We start from the raw sequence: 18532 nt of genomic DNA, 5'->3' as shown, positions 1-18532 counted from the left end.
CTCGCGGGCGGCTGAGTCAAAATGATAAACTGGGAAGGTCATTAGACAAACAAGAGAGGTATTCCCATGAACCAGATGTCGAGACGCCAGTTCCTTCGGGTAACCGGCGCGACCATCGCGGGTTCGAGCATTGCGCTACTCGGCTTTGCACCGGCAACGGCCTTGGCCGAAGTCCGGCAGTACAAGCTGGCGCGCAGTACCGAAACCCGCAACACTTGCCCCTACTGCTCCGTCGGTTGCGGCATTTTGATGTACGGCCTGGGCGACGGCGCCAAAAACGCCACCGCCAGCATCATCCACATTGAAGGCGACGCCGACCACCCGGTCAACCGCGGCACGCTGTGCCCGAAAGGCGCCAGCCTGATCGACTTCATCCACTCGCCGAACCGCCTGCTCGCGCCGCAATACCGCGCGCCTGGCGCCAGCGAATGGAGCCCGATGTCGTGGGATGACGCGCTGAACCGCATCGCCAAACTGATGAAGGCTGACCGTGACGCCAACTTCATCGAAAAAACTGCAGACGGCAAAACCGTCAACCGCTGGACCACTACCGGCATGCTGTGCGCTTCGGCAGCCAGCAATGAAGTCGGCTATTTAACCCATAAAACGATGCGTGCCACCGGCATGCTCCCATTCGACAACCAAGCACGTGTTTGACACGGTCCAACGGTGGCAGGTCTTGCCTCGACATTTGGACGTGGTGCGATGACGAATCACTGGGTTGACATCAAGAATGCTGATGTCATCCTGGTCATGGGCGGCAACGCAGCAGAAGCACACCCTTGCGGGTTTAAATGGGTCACGGAAGCCAAGGCGCATCGCGGCGCCAAGCTGATCGTGGTCGATCCACGCTTTACCCGAACGGCTTCGGTAGCGGACCATTACGTCGCTACGCGTACCGGTGCGGACATCGTGTTCCTGGGCGGTATCATCAATTACCTGCTCACCAACGACAAGATTCAACACGAGTACGTTCGTAACTATACGGACATGCCGTTTATCGTCCGCGAAGATTTCGCCTTCAACGACGGCCTGTATTCGGGCTGGGACGACGCGGCCAACAAGTACGCGGACAAGAGCAGCTGGAACTACGAGATGGGCGACGACGGCTATGCCAAGGTCGACCCGACGCTGGAGCATCCGCGCTGCGTGTACCAGTTGATGAAGAAGCACTATTCGCGCTACACGCCAGAAATGGTGGAGCGGGCCTGCGGCGTGCCACCGGAGAAATTCCATCTGGTAGCCGAAGCGCTGGCCTCGACCGCTGTACCGGGCCGTGCCGCGACCATCCTGTACGCACTGGGCTGGACCCAGCACTCGACCGGCGCGGAAACCCTGCGCACCGGCGCCATGGTGCAGCTGCTGCTGGGTAATATGGGTATCGCCGGCGGCGGCATGAACGCGCTGCGCGGCCACTCCAATATCCAGGGTCTGACCGACCTGGGCCTGCTGACCAATATGCTGCCGGGTTACCTGACCCTGCCAAGCGAGGCCGAGCAGGATTGGGATGCCTATGTTGCCAAGCGCGCGCTGAAGCCATTGCGTCCGAACCAGCTGAGCTACTACAGCAACTCCAAGAAATTCCTGGTCTCCTTCATGAAGGCCTGGTGGGGTGATGCTGCGACGGAAGAAAACAACTACGCCTTCGACTACCTGCCGAAGCTGGATAAACCTTACGACATGATGCAGGCTTTCGAGCTGATGAATCAGGGTAAGATGACCGGCTACATCTGCCAGGGTTTCAACATCCTGGCGTCCGGCCCGGACAAGCAGAAGATCACCGACTCGCTGTCCAAGCTGAAGTGGCTGGCCATCATGGACCCGCTGCAGACCGAAACGGCCGAGTTCTGGAAGCCGCACGGCGACTTCCACAAAGTCGATCCGACGCAGATCCAGACCGAGGTGTTCAGCCTGCCGACCTCCTGCTTCGCGGAAGAACGCGGTTCGCTGGTGTCATCCTCGCGCGTGCTGCAATGGCACTGGCAAGGCGCCGAGCCGCCAGGCCAGGCCAAGTCCGACCTCGACATCATGTCGGCGCTGTTCCTGCGTCTGAAAAAGGCGTACCAGACCGACGGCGGCAAGTTCCCGGATCCGATTCTGAACCTGACCTGGAACTACAGCAACCCGAACTCGCCGACGCCGGAAGAGATCGCGATGGAATTCAACGGTAAAGCGCTGAAGGAAATCACCGATCCGAAAGATCCGACCAAAGTCATTCTGAAGAAGAACGAGCAGCTGGCAGGCTTCGCCCAACTCAAGGACGACGGTAGCACCGCTTGCGGTTGCTGGATCTTTGCCGGTTCGTGGACCGCCGCAGGCAACCAGATGGGCCGCCGCGACAACAGCGACCCGACCGGCATCGGCAATACGCTGAACTGGGCCTGGGCCTGGCCGGCCAACCGCCGCGTGCTGTACAACCGCGCCTCGACCGACATGAAGGGCAAGCCGTGGGATCCAACCCGCAAGCTGATCTCGTGGAACGGCACGGCCTGGACCGGCGCCGATGTGCCCGACTTCAAGGCGGATGAACCACCGGAAAACGGCATGGGTCCATTCATCATGCTGGCCGAAGGCGTGGCGCGCTTCTTTGCGCGCGATGCGATGGCGGAAGGTCCGTTCCCGGAACACTACGAGCCGTTCGAATCGCCAATCGGGCACAACCCGATGCACCCGAACAATCCCAAGGCCTTCAACAACCCGGCCGGCCGGATGTTCCCGAACGACCGCAAGAAACTGGGCAAGAAGGACGAGTACCCGCACGCGGCCACCAGCTACCGCTTGACCGAGCACTTCCACTTCTGGACCAAGCACGCGCGCCTCAACGCCATCGTGCAGCCGGAGCAGTTCGTCGAAATCGGCGAAGCGCTGGCCAAGGAAGTCGGTGTGGTGCATGGCGACCGGGTCAAGGTGTCGTCCAAGCGCGGCTACATCATTGCGAAAGCAGTGGTGACCAAGCGTATCAAGCAACTGACTATTGACGGCAAACCGATGCACCACGTCGGCCTGCCGATCAACTTCGGCTTCAAGGGGCTGACCAAGCCAGGCTACCTTGTCAACACGCTGACGCCTACCGTGGGCGACGGCAATTCACAGACACCGGAATCGAAATCGTTCCTGGTGAAAGTGGAAAAAGCTTAAGCCGAAGGAGAGCACACTATGTCATTACAATCACTTGATATCCTGCGCATGTCCGCGACCACGGTGACGCCGCCACAAGCGCGTACCCCGGTCACGGGCACGGTCGCCAAGCTGATCGACGTCTCCAAATGCATCGGCTGCAAGGCTTGCCAAACGGCCTGCATGGAGTGGAACGATCTGCGCGACGAGGTGGGTGAAACCACCGGCGTCTACGACAACCCGACGGACATGACGGCCCAATCCTGGACCGTCATGCGTTTCTCGGAATACGAGAATCCCAAGGGCGACCTCGAATGGCTGATCCGCAAGGACGGCTGCATGCACTGCGAAGATCCGGGCTGTTTGAAAGCCTGTCCTTCGCCGGGCGCCATCGTCCAGTACACCAACGGCATTGTGGATTTCCATCAGGAGAACTGCATTGGCTGCGGCTACTGCGTCGCCGGCTGCCCGTTCGACGTGCCGCGCATTTCCAAGGAAGACAGCCGCGCCTACAAGTGCACGCTGTGTTCGGACCGCGTGGCCGTCGGCCAGGAACCGGCGTGCGTCAAGACCTGCCCTACCGGCGCCATTACCTTTGGCACCAAGGAGGACATGAAGGAGCACGCCGCCGAGCGCATCGAGGATCTGAAATCGCGCGGCTTCGAGCACGCCGGCCTGTATGACCCGGCCGGTGTGGGCGGCACGCACGTCATGTACGTGCTGCACCACGCGGACCAGCCGTCGCTGTATCACGGCCTGAAAAAGGATCCGAGCATCGGCGTCACGGTCGGTCTGTGGAAAGGCCTGACCAAGCCGCTGGCACTGGCCGGTATCGCCATGACGGCGCTGGCCGGCTGGTTCCACTACTCGCGCATCGGTCCGAACGAAGTGTCGAAGGATGAAGAAGCCGAAGCGCTGGCCGAGGCACAACGCATCAGGGAGGAAGCACCATGAGCCACTCCAACCGCGATAAAGACGGCAATCCGCTGATCCAGCGTTACACGCCTAACGAGCGTAGCAACCACTGGATCACGGCGATCTGCTTCATCCTGCTGGCGGTGTCCGGCCTCGCCATGTTCCATCCGGCGATGTCGTGGATGTATATGTTCCTCGGTGGCGGCCAGTGGACCCGCATCCTCCATCCCTTCATCGGGCTGGTGATGTTTGTCTCCTTCGCCATTCTGGTGCTGCGCTTCTGGCACCACAACCACATCGACGCCGCCGACGTGCAGTGGATGAAGCAAATCGGCGATGTGCTCAACAACCGCGAAGACAAGCTGCCGAAAATCGGCATGTACAACGCCGGCCAGAAGATTCTGTTCTTCGTGCTGATCGCGTGCATGTGCGGGCTGCTGTTGTCGGGTATCGTGATCTGGCGCGCGTATTTCGCGTTCTACTTCCCGATCCCGCTGATCCGCGCGGCGGCGCTGCTGCATGCGGTGTGTGCGTTCGGCATCATCTGCTCGATCATCATCCACATCTACGCAGCGTTGTGGGTCAAGGGTTCGATCGGCGCCATGGTACGCGGCACCGTCACCTACGGCTGGGCGCGCAAGCACCATCCGCGCTGGTTTGAAGCAGTGATCAAAAAATCACGCGACTAAAACTAGTCTCATGGCGCGCCGCAATGGCGCGCCATTTTCCCTTCCTGAAGTATAGTTCCCGACTCTCCCTGATTGCCTGATATCCATTCGGCAAGTAGTCGCCTGCAACAAACTGGCGTAGCCTCCGCGATCATCCCTTCACGCGATAGAGGCCAACCATGCACATGTCCAGGCGCCAATTCCTGCGGGTCACCGGCGCGACGATTGCCACTTCCAGCATCGCCGCCCTCGGTTTCATGCCCGCCACCGCGCTGGCGGAAGTCCGCCAATACAAGCTGAGCCGCACCACCGAAACCCGCAACACCTGCCCCTATTGCTCAGTCGGCTGCGGCCTGCTGATGTACGGTCTCGGCGACCACGCCAAGAACGCCGTGGCCAGCATCATCCACATCGAGGGCGACCCGGACCACCCGGTCAACCGCGGCACCTTGTGCCCGAAAGGCGCATCGCTGATCGACTTCATCCACTCGCCGAACCGTCTGAAGGAGCCGCAATACCGCGCGCCCGGGTCGAATGAATGGCAAACCATCTCGTGGGACGATGCGATGACCCGCATCACCAAGCTGATGAAGGCCGACCGCGACGCCCACTTCGTCCACAAGACCGCCGAAGGCAAGACGGTCAACCGATGGCTGACTACCGGCATGCTGGCCGCCTCCGCCGCCAGCAACGAAGCCGGTTACATCACCCACAAGGTGGCACGCAGCATGGGCCTGCTGGCCTTCGACAACCAGGCGCGTGTCTGCCACGGTCCGACCGTGGCGGCCCTGCAGCCGACCTTCGGCCGCGGCGCCATGACCAATCACTGGGTCGATATCCGCAACGCCGACGTCATCCTGTCGATGGGCGGCAACTCGGCCGAAGCCCACCCGTGCGGCTTCAAATGGGTGGTCGAAGCCAAGGCCCACAACAAGGCCAAGCTGATCGTGGTCGATCCTCGCTTCACCCGCACCGCCTCGGTGGCCGATCACTTCGTGCAGAACCGCACCGGCACCGACATCGTGTTCATGGGCGCGCTGATCAACCACCTGCTGACCACCGACCAGATCAACCACGACTACGTCAAGGCCAACACCGACCTGACCTTCCTGGTGCGCGACGACTTCAGCTTTGAGGATGGCCTGTATTCCGGCTACGACAAGGATGCCGGCAAGTACACCAGCAAAGTCACCTGGGATTACCAGATGGGCGCCGACGGCTACGCCAAGGTCGATCCGACCTTGCAGCATCCGCGCTCGGTCTACCAGCTGATGAAGCAGCACTATTCGCGCTACACGCTGGAAATGGTGGAACGCGTGTGCGGCGTGCCGAAGGAGAAATTCCTGATGGTGGCCGACGCCATGGCCTCGACCGCCAAACCGGGCCGCGCCGGCACCATCCTGTTCGCGCTGGGATGGACCCACCACTCCAACGGCTCGCAGACCATCCGCAGCGCCTGCATGGTGCAACTGCTGCTGGGGAATATCGGTATCTCGGGCGGCGGCATGAACGCGCTGCGCGGCCACTCCAACATCCAGGGCCTGACCGACCTCGGCCTGCTGTCGACCATGCTGCCGGGCTACCTGACGCTGCCGGCGGAAGACGAGCAGGATTACGCCAAGTACATCGAAAAGCGCACGCTCAAGCCGCTGCGCCCGAACCAGCTGAGCTACTGGAGCAACTACCCGAAATTCCACGTCAGCTTCATGAAGAGCTGGTGGGGCGACGCCGCCACCAGGGACAACAACTGGGCCTATGACTACCTGCCCAAGCCGGACAAGATGTACGACATGGTGCAGGCGATTGAGCTGATGCACAACGGCCAGATGAACGGCTACCTGGTGCAAGGCTTCAATGTGCTGGGTTCGGCGCCGGACAAGAACAAGACCAGCGCCGCGCTGAAGAAACTGAAGTTCCTGGTGGTGATGGATCCGCTCAGCGTGGAGACGGCCGAGTTCTGGCAGAACCACGGCGACTTCAACGACGTCGATCCGCCCCAGATCCAGACCGAGGTATTCCGCCTGCCGACCACCTGCTTCGCCGAAGAAAACGGTTCGCTGGTGTCGTCCTCGCGCGTGCTGCAATGGCACTGGCAAGGCGCCGAGCCGCCGTACCAGACCCGCAGCGATATCGACATCATGGCCGACATCCACCTGCGCATGAAGGCCATGTACCAGGCCGACGGCGGCGCCTATTCCGACCCGATCGTCAACCTGGCGTGGAAGTACGCGCGTCCGGATGCGCCGACGCCGGAAGAACTGGCGATGGAATACAACGGCCGCGTGCTGGAAACGGTGATGGATCCGAAAGACCCGGCCAAGACGCTGCTGAAAAAAGGCGAACAGCTGGCCGGCTTTGCGCAGTTGCGCGACGACGGCAGCACCGCCAGCGGTTGCTGGATCTTCGCCGGCAGCTGGACCCAGGCCGGCAACCAGATGGCACGCCGCGACAATAGCGACCCGACCGGCAGCGGCAATACGCTGAACTGGGCCTGGGCCTGGCCGGCCAACCGCCGCATCCTGTACAACCGCGCCTCGTGCGATGTGCATGGCAAGCCGCTGGACCCGAAACGTCCCGTCATCAGCTGGAACGGCAGCAGCTGGACCGGCATGGATACGCCCGACTTCAAGCTGGACGAACCGCCGGAAAACGGCATGGGCGCCTTCATCATGATGGCCGAAGGCGTGGCGCGCTTCTTCGCCCGCGATGCCTACAACGAGGGCCCGTTCCCTGAGCACTACGAGCCGTTTGAAACGCCGATCGGCTACAACCCGCTGCATCCGAAGAACCCGCTCGCCACCAGCAATCCCGGCGCGCGCGTGTTCCCCAACGACCGCGCGCGGCTCGGCACGGCCAAGGACTATCCGCACGTGGCCACCAGCTACCGCTTGACCGAGCACTTCGGCTTCTGGACCAAGCATGCGCGCCTCAACGCCATCGTCCAGCCGGAGCAGTTCGTCGAAATCGGCGAGGCGCTGGCCAGGGAAGTCGGCGTGGTGCACGGCCAGCGCGTCAAGGTGTCGTCCAAGCGCGGGCACATCATCGCCAAGGCAGTGGTCACCAAGCGCATCAAGGTGCTGACCATCGAGGGCAAGCCGGTACATACGGTCGGTCTGCCGACTTCGTGGGGCTTCACCGGCCAGACCAAGCCGGGTTACCTGATTAACACGTTGACGCCGGTGACGGCCGACGCCAACTCGCAAACCCCGGAATACAAGTCGTTCCTGGTGAAAGTGGAAAAGGCCTAAACCATGTCACTGCAATCACTCGATATCAAACGCCTGTCCGCCACCACCGTCACGCCGCCGCAGGCGCGCACGCCGGTCACCGGCACCGTCGCCAAACTGATCGACGTCTCCAAGTGCATCGGCTGCAAGGCATGCCAGACCGCCTGCATGGAGTGGAACGACCTGCGCGACGAGGTGGGCGAAACCACCGGCGTGTATGACAATCCGCTCGACATGACGGCGCAATCGTGGACCGTGATGCGCTTTACGGAATACGAAAATCCGAAGGGCGACCTGGAATGGCTGATCCGCAAAGACGGCTGCATGCATTGCGAGGATCCCGGCTGCCTGAAGGCCTGCCCTTCGCCCGGTGCCATCGTCCAGTACACCAATGGCATCGTCGACTTCCACCAGGAGAACTGCATCGGCTGCGGCTATTGCATCGCCGGTTGCCCGTTCGATGTGCCGCGCATCTCCAAGCAGGACCACCGCGCCTACAAGTGCACGCTGTGCTCGGACCGCGTGGCGGTCGGCCAGGAACCGGCTTGCGTCAAGACCTGCCCGACCGGCGCCATCAACTTCGGCACCAAGGAAGACATGAAGGCGCACGCCGCCGAGCGCATCGAGGACCTGAAGTCGCGCGGCTTCGAGCACGCCGGCCTGTACGATCCGCACGGCGTGGGCGGCACGCACGTGATGTATGTGCTGCACCATGCGGACCAGCCATCGCTGTATCATGGCCTGAAAAAGGATCCGAGCATCAGCGCCACGGTCGGTCTGTGGAAAGGGCTGACCAAGCCGCTGGCACTGGCGGGCATCGCCATGACGGCATTGGCCGGCTGGTTCCACTATTCGCGCATCGGTCCGAACGAGGTATCGAAGGAAGAGGAAGCCGAAGCGCTGGCCGAGGCACAACGCATCCGGGAGGAGTCGAAATGAGCAATCCAAACCGCGACAAGGACGGCAACCCGCTGATCCAGCGCTACACGCCGAATGAACGCAGCAACCACTGGGTGACCGCGATCTGCTTCATCCTGCTGGCGGTGTCCGGCCTCGCCATGTTCCACCCGGCGATGTCGTGGATGTATATGTTCCTGGGCGGCGGCCAGTGGACCCGCATCCTGCATCCGTTCATCGGCCTGACCATGTTTGTCTCGTTCTTCGTGCTGGTGCTGCGTTTTTGGCATCATAACCATATCGACAAGGCCGACATCCAGTGGATGAAGCAGATCGGCGATGTGCTCAACAACCGCGAAGACAAGCTGCCCAAGATCGGCATGTACAACGCCGGCCAGAAGATGCTGTTCTTCGCCCTGATCGCCTTCATGTGCGGGCTGCTGTTGTCGGGCATCGTCATCTGGCGCGCCTACTTCGCGTTTTACTTCCCGATTCCGGTGATACGGGCGGCGGCGCTGCTGCACGCCGTTTGTGCTTTTGGCATCATCTGCGCGATCGTCGTCCACATTTACGCTGCCTTGTGGGTCAAAGGCTCGATTGGCGCCATGGTGCGCGGCACGGTCACCTTCGGGTGGGCGCGCAAGCACCATCCGCGCTGGTTCGAGGAAGTCGTTCGCAAAACCCGGGACTAAGCCACGGAGCTGCCGATTTGGGATTAAAATATCGCCTGAGCCGGCAGCTCTCCGCCACCGGCAAAGGAGATATTTTGGTACAACGTTTGTTAGAACCTGGCGAGATCGAGTCCCTCGATCACACTTCCATCCCGCGCCTGCTGCTTCCTGAAGCACGCAGCCTGTTCACCGGGCGCGCCACGCGCCTGCGACAGTTGGCAGATAATCAAATCAAGGGTATCCCGGTCGGCGATACCATGAAAGGTTACCTGTTGATGATGGCAGCGCTGGTGGACGCCCAGGCCGCCGTGATCCGTGTGCTGCCGGCGGAGACTTTCGCCTTGCCAGACGCCGCCGGCATCGAGCTGGCCATCGACCACCACATGCCGCCGCTGCCGGTCAGCGGCCAGCGTCCCGCCACCTGGCGCCGCGTGTTCGACGCCATCCTCGACCAACTGGACCCGCTGGCAGCCAGCCAGCCGCAACTCGCCGCCGTGCTGGCCGAATTGCGCGCGCTGGACAGCGCCCAGCTGGAAGGCTGCGCCGACGCCGTGCTGGCCGAACTGACCGAAGGCGTGCATCCGCTGCACGCGCCGTTCGTGGCTGCGGCCTTGCAAGTCATGTGGACCATGCGCGCCAGCCAATTGGACGCCAAACGCGTGCAGCCGCTGGTGACCAACACCCTGTGCCCGGTGTGCGGCGCCCATCCGGTGGCCAGCGTGATCCGCATCGGCGGCCAGTCGCAAGGCTACCGTTACCTGCAATGCAGCTGCTGCGCCAGCGAATGGCACATGGTGCGCGTCAAGTGCACCACCTGCGAAAGCACGGCCGGCGTGGCCTACCAGAGCATCGAGCCGGAAGGCGGCATGCCGGCGGTGGACCCGAATGAGCCGGTCAACAAGGCCAACGATCCTAGCCGGGTCGCGCGCGCCGAGATCTGCGACTCGTGCCACACCTACCGCAAGATCTTCAACCAGGAGCACGACTACAACGTCGAGCCGCTGGCCGACGATCTGGCCAGCCTGGCGCTGGACGTGCTGGTGGGCGAAGCGGGCTACTCGCGCTCCAGCGGCAATCCCCTGCTGTGGTTTAACGCCGAATGAGCGAGCAGTCCGCCCGCTCAGACAACACGCTGCACGGCGCCGCGTCGGCCGCCGGCGTGCCGGCGGCCGCCATCCGTTTGCCGGCGGTGCACCTGATCCTGTCGGATGCCGACTGCGAGCCGCTGCTGGCCGCCTATGGCCGCGTGCAGACGCTGGATGCGGCGCGCGCGCTGCTGGCCGAGTTGCGCGCCATGCTGCTGGCCGCGCGCGAAGGCGGCGACACGGCAGTGGCGGTGGCCGGCGCGCCCGACACCAGCATCCCGTCGCTGCTGGCGATGCTGGCGGCGCGGCTGCAAGAACAAAACGCTTCGCCGCTGCGGCCCGTGTTCAACCTGACCGGCACGGTACTGCACACCAATCTGGGCCGCGCCCTGCTGCCCGACGCCGCCGTGCAAGCGGTGGTGGATTCGATGCGCTGGCCGATGAACCTGGAGTGGGACCTCGACACCGGCAAACGCGGCGACCGCGATAACCTGATTGAAGAACTGCTGCTGGAACTGACCGGCGCCGAAGCGGCCACCATCGTCAACAACAACGCCGCCGCCGTGCTGCTGATGTTGAACACCGTGGCACTCGGCAAAGAGGTCATCGTCTCGCGCGGCGAGCTGGTGGAAATCGGCGGCGCCTTCCGCATTCCGGACGTGATGGCGCGCGCCGGCGCGGTGCTGCGCGAAGTCGGCGCCACCAACCGCACGCACTTGAAGGACTACGACGAAGCAGCCGGTCCGCAGACCGCGCTGATGATGAAGGTCCACACCAGCAATTACGCCATCACCGGTTTCACCAAGAGCATCGAGCTGCATGAACTGGCGCCGTTGTCGAAGAAGCACAATATCCCGCTGGCGGTGGATTTGGGCAGTGGCACGCTGGTCGACCTTGAGCAGTATGGTCTGCCGCACGAAACCACGGTCCGCGAGACCATCGAAGGCGGCGCCGACCTGGTCACCTTCAGCGGCGACAAGCTGCTGGGCGGGCCGCAGTGCGGTATCATCGTCGGCCGCAAGGACTTGATCGCACAGATCAAAAAGAATCCGCTGAAGCGCGCGCTGCGCGTCGGCAAACTGACGCTGGCCGCGCTGGAACCGGTGCTGGCCCTGTACCGCGCACCGGACCTGCTGCCGGAGCGCCTGACCACCCTCAAGCTGCTGACCCGCCCTGCCGCCGACATGCGCGCGCAGGCGCAAGCCATCCTGCCGCAGCTGCAGGCCGCGCTGGGCGCCGGCTATGAGGTGACCGAAGAAGCGATGTTCAGCCAGATCGGCAGCGGCGCGCTGCCGGTGGACCAGTTGCAGAGTCACGGTCTGGTGGTGCGGCCTGCCGCTGCGGGCCGCGTCAGCAACGCGCTGGGCGTGCTGGAACAGCGCCTGCGCGCGCTGCCGCTGCCGGTGATCGGCCGCGTGGCGCAAGACGCGCTGTGGCTCGACCTGCGCTGCCTGCAGGACTATCAACAGCAGCGCTTCATCGAACAACTGGCGCTGCTCACAGCATGATCGTCGGCACCGCAGGGCACATCGACCACGGCAAAACCACGCTGACGCGCGCCCTCACCGGCGTCGATACCGATCGCCTGAAGGAAGAGAAGGCGCGCGGCATTTCGATTGAACTTGGCTACGCTTACGCTCCGCTGGAAGGCGGGGAGATCCTCGGCGTGATCGACGTTCCGGGCCACGAGAAATTCATCCGCACCATGGCGGCCGGCGTGACCGGCATCGACGCCGCGCTGCTGGTGATCGCCGCCGACGACGGCATCATGCCGCAGACGCTGGAGCATCTGGCCATCCTGCGCCTGCTGGGCGTCAAGCGCGGCGCGGTGGCGCTGACCAAGATCGACCGCGCCGACAGCCAGCGGCTGGAACAGCTGGAAGCGGAAATCAATGCGCTGCTGGCGCCGACCGATTTCGCCGGCGCGCAGATCTTCCGCACCAACGCCACGCTGGAAGGCGACATCGGCGTCAAGGCGCTGCTGCATCACCTGGCGCAGATGGCGGCGACGCTGCCGGCCAATGACGAACGGCGCTTGTTCCGGCTGGGCGTGGACCGGGTATTCACGCTGTCCGGTCAAGGCACCATCGTTACCGGCACCGCACTGGCCGGAAGCGTGCGCGTGGGCGACACGCTGCAACTGGCGCCCGGCGGCCAGGAGGCACGCGTGCGCAGCATTCATGCGCAGAACCGCTCGTCCGATATCGGCCGCGCCGGACAGCGCCTGGCGCTGAATCTGGGCGGCGTGAGCAAGGACGACATCGCGCGTGGCACCTGGGTAGTGGCGCCGGCGCTGGCCGCCTGCTCCGAACGGATAGACGTGCAGCTGACGCTGACGGCGGACTGCGGCCAGACGCTCAAGCCATGGTCGCCGGTGCACGTGCATCTGGGTGCTGCCCATCACACCGCCAACGTGGTGCTGCTGGACGACGAGCTGCTGGCGCCCGGCCACACCGGCCGCGTGCAGCTGGTGCTGGACGCGCCGGTGCATGCGGTGCCGGGCGACCGCTTTGTGATCCGCAACGCGCAGGCCACCACCACCATCGGCGGCGGCATGGTGCTCGACCCCTTCGGGCCGGCGCGCAAGCGGCGTAGTTCAACGCGGCTGGCGTGGCTGGATGCGCTGGCCGATTACATTGCCACCGGCGACATCGCGGCGCTGCTGGCGCGCGGGCCGCTGGGACTGCGCGTATCGACGCTGGTGCGGCTGTCGCAGCTACCGGCCGAAGAAATCAGCGCGCCGCCGGGCACCGAGACCGTCAGCCTGCAAGGTGGCGACCAGTTGCTGATTGCGGCGGCCGAGGTGCAGGCGCTGCAAGCGCGCATCCTGGCCGCGCTGACCGAATTCCATGCGCGCGCGCCGGATGATGCGGGGCCGGAACTGTGGCGCTTGAAGCGCATCGTCTCGCCGGATATGGAAGACCGTTTGTGGAGCCGCCTGGTCGACACACTGCTGGCCAGCGGCGCGATCAAACAGCGCGGCCGCAGCCTGCACTTGCCAGAGCATAGCGTCGACCTGAGTGCCGAGGAACAGGCTTTGGTGGCGCCGTTGCTGGCTTCGCTGCTGGCTGGCGGTTTCGATCCGCCATGGGTGCGTGAGCTGATGCGCGAACACCAGATGCCGGAAGCTGAAGTGCGGCGCCTGCTGCTCAAGCTGTCGAAGACCGGTGAATTGAGCCAGGTGGTGAAGGATTTGTTTTACCATCCGCAGCGGCTGGACGAGCTGGCGCGGATGGTGGCCACGCTGCCCGAAGTGCAGGCGTCATCGTTCCGCGATGCCACCGGCATTGGCCGCAAGCGGGCGATTCAGATCTTGGAGTTCTTCGACCGCGTCGGCTATACTCGCCGGATTGGCAACGTCCATCTGGTACGACCGAACACCGTGTGGTCGTACAGCAGCTGAATTGTAGCAATCAAATCAATACGGAAGGCACACTCATCCGGTGATGGGGCCGGGCTTCAAACCCGGTGGGGGGCGTCAGACGCTCCCTCGTAAGTTCGACTCCTACTGCCTTCCGCCATCCACTACCTCCAGCACCATCTCTAATGCCGCATTGAAGTCGGCCGGCGTTTCGGCCAGCAGTGCCCACAGGCGGTTGTGCTCGGCGCCGGGAACGATGAACAGCTGGCGCGATTGCGCGCGCGTGGCGGCGGCTACCAGGCGTTCGGAAATTTCCAGCGGGATGGTGGCGTCGTGCTCGGCGTGGATCACCAGCAGCCGGCCTTCGAAACGCGACAGGATTTCCCACGCATCGCTGTCGGCCCAGCTACGCTCGCGCCGGATGACGGTCGAGAAATCAGGGCCGAACAGCACTTCATACGCCGACGGCGTGTAGACGCCCGGCACAATCAGTACTAGCGCATCTATCTTGTGCTGCTCGGTCAGCCGGATCGCGTTATACGCGCCCATGCTGCTGCCAAACACCACCAGCGGCTCCGGCATTGCCTGCGCGGCCAGCACCGCCTGCGCCTGCCGCGTACGGCTGGCCACCGACGACTGCGCCAGCGTCCCGCCCGTCTCGCCATGGCCGATGGCGTCAAAACAAACGCTGCCCAGGCCGCGCTGCTGCAAGGCGCCGCGCAGCAAGCGATGGCTGTGGCGCTGGCTGTTACCGGCGCCGTGCAGGTAGAGGGTGCGGTTGCTGTCGCGGCCAACGTAGTGGTCCGCCTTCAGCATATGGCCGTCGAACGGCACGTCAAAATCGAGGATGGTGGTCATGGCCGCAGCGTACCCAAGCTCTTCAACTTTGTAAATAAAAGTAAGAAACGATCTGTTGCCACACGGCATTTATGATTCACTGATATAATGTTCAGAAGTAATATTAATTTACATTTAAATAACAATAACTCCTCCAAGACATAACCACTTCACCACCATACGGAGGTACCATGAAATTATCTGAAATGAAAGTCAGCAATCGCCTGGCCATCGGCTTCGGCGTGACGCTGATCCTGCTACTTGCTGTAGCCATCGCCAGCTGGATGAGCATCCGCCAGACCGCGCGCGACACCGACGCCCTGCTCGACCAGCATCTGAAGACCGAGCGCCTGGTCAGCGGCTGGAAAGGCATCGTTGAAATCAATGTGCAACGCGCATTGGCGGCATCCAAGACCGACGATCCTGGTACTCAAAAAATGTTTGAGGACGGCATTGCCAACACCTCGAAGGTCGCCGAAGGCTATCAACGCCAGATCGTCGAACTGCTGAGCGACAGCCAGGCCAAGTCGCTGTTCGAGGCTGCGCAAGACAAACGCAAGACCTACCAGGCCATCCGCAAGCAAGCCTTCGCGGAAAAAGCGACCGGCAATATCGAGCACACCAACCAGATCATCGAGAAAGAATTCATTCCGGCCGGCGAGGTGTATGTCGCCAGCATGGGTGCGCTGGTTGAGCGCCAGAAGGCTGTCATCGATGAGATCGGCAAAACCATCCATGACCGCAGCATCGGCTCGGCGCTGATGATCGTCGTGCTGAGCACCATCTCGATCGTGGCGGCACTGGCACTCGGCTGGTTGATCAGCCGTTCGCTGCTGAAACAGCTGGGCGGCGAACCGGGCTATGCAGCCGGTATCACCGACCGTATCGCCGGCGGCGACCTGACGGTACGCGTGCAACTGGCCGACGGCGACAACAGCAGCCTGCTGTACAGCATCGCCGCCATGCGCGAGCGACTGGCCGCCATCGTCAGCGAAGTACGCGGCAGCACCGATTCGGTCGCTACCGCCGCTGATGAAATCGCCAGCGGCAACCAGGATCTGTCGTCGCGCACCGAGCAGCAGGCTGGCTCGCTGGAAGAGACCGCATCGTCGATGGAAGAACTGACCGCCACCGTCAAGCAGAACACCGAGTTTGCACGCCAAGCCAACCAGCTGGCGGCCAGCGCGTCCGGCGTGGCCGTGCGCGGTGGCGAAGTGGTCGGCGGCGTAGTGACCACGATGGAAGAAATCAGCGCCTCGTCGCGCCAGATCGTCGACATCATCGGTGTCATTGATGGCATCGCCTTCCAGACCAATATCCTGGCGTTGAACGCAGCGGTGGAAGCCGCCCGCGCCGGCGAACAGGGCCGCGGCTTTGCCGTGGTGGCGCAGGAAGTGCGCACGCTGGCCCAGCGTTCGGCCAGCGCAGCGAAGGACATCAAGCTGTTGATCAACGAGTCGGTCGAGAAGATCGCTAACGGCGGCATGCTGGTGGACGAGGCCGGCAAGACCATGGCGGAAATCGTCGGCAGCATCCGCAACGTCAGCGAGATCATGGAACAGATCACGGCCGCCAGCAGCGAGCAGGAAGCCGGCATCGAGCAGATCAACCAGGCCATCATGGAAATGGATGGTGTGACCCAGCAGAACGCCGCGCTGGTGGAGGAAGCCGCTGCCGCTGCCGAGGCGCTGCAAGGCCAGTCGGCGCATCTGGCTGAACTGGTCAGCGTGTTCCAGGTCGATGGCGGGCCGCGTACGGCCAGCGTGTCGCCGATGACCGCCTCGCGTCCTCGCAACGCACCGGGCCGCGCGCCGGCGCTGCAACTGCGCGCAACTGGCGCCCGCTAAGCCTGCATTACACCGGAGGCGGCTCAGTCCGCCTGCTCCCCTTGGCTGACGGTACAATAACGCCGTCAACCAACAGGGGAAAATAACAATGCACAAGTTCGCTCTGCAAGCCGCCGCCATCGGCATGGCGTTCACTGCCTTCACCGCTTCGGCACAAACCGCCGACAAACTCTACCAAGCCAACTGCGCCGTCTGCCACGGCGCCAAAATGGAAGGCGCCATCGGCCCGACGCTGGGCGAGCACGCCTGGATCCACGGCGCGCCGACCAAGGCCAATCTCATCAAGATCATCAGCAAGGGCGTGCCGGAGAAGAATATGCCGGCCTGGTCGCCAACGCTGAGCGCGGCGCAAATTGCATCACTGGCCGATTACATCGCCGCCAGCGCCAACAAGAAGCTGGCGGTGCCTGCGGTGGCCACGGCTGCCCCTGCGGCCAAGCCGGCCGCCACCGACCTGCTGAGCGGCTTCAAACTGCCAAAGGGCTTCCACATCAGTCTGTATGCGGATGGCGCGACGACGGCGCGCAGCATGGTGGTGTCGGACAGCGGCATCGTCTACGTCGGTTCGCGCAAGGCGGGCAAAGTCTATGCGCTGGTGCCGCGCGCCGACAAGCAGTCGGCCGAGGTGGTGACCGTGGCCGAGGGACTGGAAAATCCGATCGGCGTGACGCTGCTGAACGGCGCGCTGTACGTGGGCGAAATCAGCCGCGTGATCCGCTTCGACAACATCGACAAGCGCTATGCGCAGAAACCGTCGTATACAGTGGTCAAGACCAGCCTGCCGAGCGACAAGTGGCATGGCGAGAAGGTGATGCGGGCCGGGCCCGATGGCAAGCTGTACATCCCGGTCGGCGCGCCGTGCAATATCTGCGATACCGACGACACCAAGAGCGCCAAGATCTACCGCATGAATCCGGATGGCAGCCAGCTGGAAGAAGTGGCGCGCGGCGTGCGCAACACCGTGGGCTTCGATTTCCATCCATCGACCAAGCAGCTGTGGTTCACCGACAATGGCCGCGACGAACTAGGCGACAACACGCCGTCCTGCGAACTGAATGTGGTGACCAAGCCGAACCAGCATTTCGGCTTCCCCTATTGCCACGGCGGCGTGGTGCCGGATCCGGAGTTTGGCAAGAACCGCACCTGCGAAGAGTTTGAGCCGCCGGTCGCCAAGCTGGGGCCGCACGTGGCGCCGCTGGGCATGAGCTTCTACACCGGCAAGCAGTTCCCGGAAATCTATCGCAACAATATCTTCGTGGCCGAGCATGGTTCGTGGAACCGCAGCACCAAGAGCGGCTACACGGTGCATCTAATTACGCTGTACGGTAACAAGCTGGTCAGCGACACCGCCTTTATCGACGGCTTCCTGCGCGGCGATGAGGTGGTGGGCCGGCCGGTCGACGTGGTGACGCAGGCCGATGGTTCGCTGCTGGTGTCCGACGACTACGGCGGCCGCATCTTCCGCGTGACTTACGACGGCAAGTAATCCTCAGCCAGCACCTGCTCCAGGGTCCATTCGCGGGCCTTGGGCAGGTCGGTCAGCTCTGTTTGCAGCACGGCCATGCCGAGAGCATCTGTCCACACCTCTTCATTCCACTCAGGATCCTCCAGCAAGTGGCGCAGACTGGGCATCTTCTTCAGCATTTTTGCGATCTGTTGGCGCTGATCCCGTATGGTGCGCTTCCAGCTGTTGCCACGCCGATCTGGCTGATACTTCCACTTCAGCAGATGCGCCATCAAAATCGCCAGCCTGTGCGCCAGTTGATGGCGATGGCTGATGTTCATGTCCTCAATTTCTTCGGCGATATGCTCAATGTCCAGCAACGCCCATTGGCCTGAGCGCAACAGAGCCACCTGCTCTTGCGCCCAGGCAGCCACGTCTTCGTCGTAGAGATTGCTCATGGCGT

13 protein-coding genes and 1 tRNA gene are annotated in these 18532 nt (G+C 63.1%); 12 read left to right on the top strand and 2 right to left on the bottom strand.

Translation table 11 applies throughout. The features are described 5' to 3' along the window. Window positions 1-66: 66 nt before the first annotated feature. The 10 genes from fdnG (GTP69_RS04415) to GTP69_RS04370 all read left to right on the top strand — a co-directional run bounded on the left by fdnG (GTP69_RS04415) (window position 67) and on the right by GTP69_RS04370 (window position 14101). Entirely contained in the window at window positions 67-3138 is a 3072-nt protein-coding gene (gene fdnG, locus GTP69_RS04415) for a formate dehydrogenase-N subunit alpha (protein ID WP_161053731.1), read from the top strand. A gap of 18 nt (window positions 3139-3156) precedes the next feature. Beyond that, on the top strand, window positions 3157-4071 hold the full coding sequence (fdxH, locus tag GTP69_RS04410) for a formate dehydrogenase subunit beta (RefSeq protein ID WP_161053730.1): 915 nt from the start codon (window positions 3157-3159) through the stop codon (window positions 4069-4071). Continuing rightward, window positions 4068-4721: a formate dehydrogenase subunit gamma gene (locus tag GTP69_RS04405; protein ID WP_161053729.1), complete on the top strand. Its 654-nt coding sequence runs from the start codon at window positions 4068-4070 to the stop codon at window positions 4719-4721. The genes fdxH (GTP69_RS04410) and GTP69_RS04405 overlap by 4 nt, the downstream gene beginning before the upstream one ends. A gap of 158 nt (window positions 4722-4879) precedes the next feature. Further along, window positions 4880-7948, top strand: coding sequence for a formate dehydrogenase-N subunit alpha (fdnG, locus tag GTP69_RS04400; protein WP_161053728.1), 3069 nt, complete (start codon window positions 4880-4882; stop codon window positions 7946-7948). Window positions 7949-7951: 3 nt separating this feature from the next. Continuing rightward, window positions 7952-8866, top strand: a complete 915-nt coding sequence (gene fdxH / locus GTP69_RS04395) for a formate dehydrogenase subunit beta (RefSeq protein WP_161053727.1) — start codon at window positions 7952-7954, stop codon at window positions 8864-8866. Beyond that, complete coding sequence (locus tag GTP69_RS04390; protein WP_161053726.1) at window positions 8863-9516, top strand: formate dehydrogenase subunit gamma; 654 nt, start codon at window positions 8863-8865, stop codon at window positions 9514-9516. Before fdxH (GTP69_RS04395) ends, GTP69_RS04390 begins: the two co-directional genes overlap by 4 nt. A gap of 74 nt (window positions 9517-9590) precedes the next feature. Continuing rightward, the gene (gene fdhE, locus GTP69_RS04385; protein ID WP_161053725.1) at window positions 9591-10598 is read left to right on the top strand and encodes a formate dehydrogenase accessory protein FdhE; all 1008 of its coding nucleotides are present in this window, start codon (window positions 9591-9593) and stop codon (window positions 10596-10598) included. Further along, complete coding sequence (gene selA, locus GTP69_RS04380; protein WP_161053724.1) at window positions 10595-12088, top strand: L-seryl-tRNA(Sec) selenium transferase; 1494 nt, start codon at window positions 10595-10597, stop codon at window positions 12086-12088. The genes fdhE and selA overlap by 4 nt, the downstream gene beginning before the upstream one ends. Continuing rightward, on the top strand, window positions 12085-13983 hold the full coding sequence (gene selB, locus GTP69_RS04375) for a selenocysteine-specific translation elongation factor (RefSeq protein ID WP_161053723.1): 1899 nt from the start codon (window positions 12085-12087) through the stop codon (window positions 13981-13983). Before selA ends, selB begins: the two co-directional genes overlap by 4 nt. Window positions 13984-14005: 22 nt before the next feature. After that, window positions 14006-14101, top strand: a tRNA-Sec gene (locus GTP69_RS04370). Here GTP69_RS04370 and GTP69_RS04365 read toward each other — a convergent pair. Next, window positions 14086-14799, bottom strand: coding sequence for an alpha/beta hydrolase (locus GTP69_RS04365; protein ID WP_161053722.1), 714 nt, complete (start codon window positions 14797-14799; stop codon window positions 14086-14088). The two genes, GTP69_RS04370 and GTP69_RS04365, sit on opposite strands and share 16 nt — an antisense overlap. 170 nt (window positions 14800-14969) lie before the next feature. On the opposite strand from GTP69_RS04365, the gene GTP69_RS31700 reads away from it, so the two are divergent. Both GTP69_RS31700 and GTP69_RS04355 read left to right on the top strand, forming a co-directional pair. Beyond that, a complete protein-coding gene (locus tag GTP69_RS31700; RefSeq protein ID WP_161053721.1) occupies window positions 14970-16625 on the top strand; it encodes a methyl-accepting chemotaxis protein in 1656 nt (551 codons plus the stop codon). 124 nt (window positions 16626-16749) lie between these two features. After that, the gene (locus GTP69_RS04355; RefSeq protein ID WP_161053870.1) at window positions 16750-18111 is read left to right on the top strand and encodes a c-type cytochrome; all 1362 of its coding nucleotides are present in this window, start codon (window positions 16750-16752) and stop codon (window positions 18109-18111) included. On the opposite strand, the gene GTP69_RS04350 is transcribed toward GTP69_RS04355, so the two are convergent. Then, a complete protein-coding gene (locus GTP69_RS04350; RefSeq protein ID WP_161053720.1) occupies window positions 18096-18527 on the bottom strand; it encodes a DUF29 domain-containing protein in 432 nt (143 codons plus the stop codon). The two genes, GTP69_RS04355 and GTP69_RS04350, sit on opposite strands and share 16 nt — an antisense overlap. Between the last annotated feature and the right edge of the window lie 5 nt (window positions 18528-18532).

Origin of the sequence: Duganella levis (genome assembly GCF_009857605.1) — a bacterium.
Classification (GTDB): domain Bacteria; phylum Pseudomonadota; class Gammaproteobacteria; order Burkholderiales; family Burkholderiaceae_D; genus Rugamonas; species Rugamonas levis.
Note: the sequence above shows the minus strand (reverse complement) of the source record. Positions and strands in the feature narration are given on the sequence as shown.